Source organism: Mesorhizobium sp. M7A.F.Ca.CA.004.04.2.1 (assembly GCF_004022825.1).
GTDB lineage: Bacteria > Pseudomonadota > Alphaproteobacteria > Rhizobiales > Rhizobiaceae > Mesorhizobium.
Genome location: NZ_RZPH01000997.1, coordinates 1 through 2,160 on the forward strand (window position 1 = coordinate 1; position 2,160 = coordinate 2,160).

The 2,160-nt window shown below is 60.6% G+C and carries 1 protein-coding gene and 1 pseudogene; one reads left to right on the forward strand and one right to left on the reverse strand.

The features are described from left to right. Positions 1-47: 47 nt before the first annotated feature. Positions 48-710 (reverse strand): annotated as a pseudogene (locus tag EN893_RS30325) (ATP-binding cassette domain-containing protein); the annotation flags it as partial. A gap of 273 nt (positions 711-983) precedes the next feature. Between EN893_RS30325 and EN893_RS30330 the strand changes: the two are divergent. Further along, positions 984-2,160 (forward strand): GGDEF domain-containing protein (locus tag EN893_RS30330; RefSeq protein ID WP_164901249.1); only part of this gene is annotated, 1,177 nt, incomplete at its 3' end.

Here is a 2,160-nt window from a genome sequence, read left to right on the forward strand (position 1 = left end):
GACAGCTCATAAGGAATGCCGCGGCCGCGATCGAGTTCGAGGATCTAGCCGGTGACATTGTCGAGGAAGTAGCGGTCGTGGGTGATGATCATCACGGCGCCCGGATAGGCACGCAGATGCTTTTCCAGCCACGCCGTGGTCTCGGCGTCGAGATGGTTGGTCGGTTCGTCGAGCAGCAGAAGGTCGGGCTGGCGCAGCAGAAGCTGGCAAAGTGCGACGCGGCGGCGTTCGCCGCCCGAAAGCTTGGTGACTTCCGAATCCTTGGGCGGGCAGCCCAGCGCTTCCATCGCCATCTCGACCTGCTGTTCGAGATCCCAAAGGTTGAGCCGGTCCATTTCGTCCTGGAGCTTGGCCGACTCGTCGGCCGTCTCGTCGGAATAGTTCATCATCAATTCGTTATAGCGTTCGATGACGGCAGTCTTGGCGGCGACACCTTCCATGATATTTTCGAACACGGTCTTGTCCGGATCGAGCGCAGGCTCCTGCGCCAGGTAGCCGACAGTGGCGCCTTCGGCCAGCCAGGCTTCGCCGTTCCACTCCTTGTCGAGCCCGGCCATGATCTTGAGGATCGTCGACTTGCCCGAACCGTTGGGGCCGAGGATGCCGATCTTGGCGTCGGGATAGAAGGAGAGATGGACATTCTCGAGCACCTTCTTGGTGCCATAGGCCTTGTTGAGGCCGGCCATGTGATAGATGAACTGGCGTGCCACGCGCGCTTTCCCTGAAAAACTGACTGGCCCAGAAAACTGACTGGATCTGTCGAATTGAGTGGAGGTTGGCCGCTATGTAGGCGATGCGGCGGCGAACGGCAATCGCTTTTGCCATATCTGCCCGGTCACACGCGGAAGTGTCCGCCAATCGCCGAAGTTTTCCACCAGCACGAAGCGTGCTGAAATCTCCGGTTAACTCTTCGGCGTCAAAACAGGATCGGAGTGGAATCGCTCGCTATTCGCGATTTCGAGAAAGAGATCGGGTCGACGGCATTGCTGAACAGTTTCCTGCTCCTTGCCGAAGCGGTCGTCTACTTCAGCGTCATGGTGACGCTTTTCCGCTTCAGACGGCGTATCGGCCTCGGCGTATTCGTCTGCGCGCTCGGTGTCATGCACTTCCTCGAGACCTATCTCGCCAGCGTCTTTTACGTCGCTCTGCCGTTCGGCATGGTCTCGCCTGGCTCGGCGGTGCTGTTTTCCGGCAAGCTGGTCATGCTTTTGCTGCTCTATATGAAGGAGGACGCTGCAACCGTGCGTCAGCCGATCTACGGCCTGCTGCTCGGCAATGCGCTGATGATCGGGCTGGTGCTGCTGCTGCGCCTGCACGTCATCGCGGCACTTCCCGACGGCAGGCTTCCAGACATCGGCTTCATCGACCAGATGGGTTGGCTGATGGTGTGGGGCACGACGCTGCTGTTCGTCGATGCCATCCTGATCATCCTGCTCTACGAAAAGCTTGGTCGGTATCTTCGCAAGGCGCCGTTCGCGCGCATCCTGATTTCGGTCGCTTGCGTGCGGACCTTCGACCAGGCCGGTTTTTTCACCGCCCTGCATTTCGTTGCCGGCGCGCCGATAGCCGTCTTTTTCGGCGGCTGGTTCGCCAAGATGGCGGCGGCGGTGACCTTCAGCACCATGCTCGTTGCCTATCTCAAATGGTTTGAGGAGCGCCAGGTCACTGCGCCGCGCGGATTGACCGATATCTTCGATACGTTGACCTATCGCGAACGCTACGAGGCGCTGGTCGAACATGTCGGCCGTGACGGGCTGACCGGCCTGCTGCACCGCGGGCGCTTCGACGCCGACGGTGAAGCCGCCGTCCAGGTCAGCCTGCGCACCGCCAGGCCGCTCAGCCTGCTGATCATCGATGTCGATCATTTCAAATCGATCAACGACCGTTTCGGCCATGCCGAAGGCGACAAGGTGTTGAAGGCCGTTGCCGCGCTGCTGCGCGAGGTCGCCAGTCCCGAGGACCAGGTGTTCCGCATCGGCGGTGAGGAATTCGCCATACTCAGTTCTTGTCCGCACTCGGTCGCCAGGCTGCTTGGCGAAAGCATTCGCCATGCGATCAAGGCTTCAGCGGCCACCAGTCGATTCGAGTTCACCGTCAGCACCGGCGTTTCCAGCGTCAGCGAAACCACGCGCTGCCTAGCCGACCTGTTCGCGCTTGCCG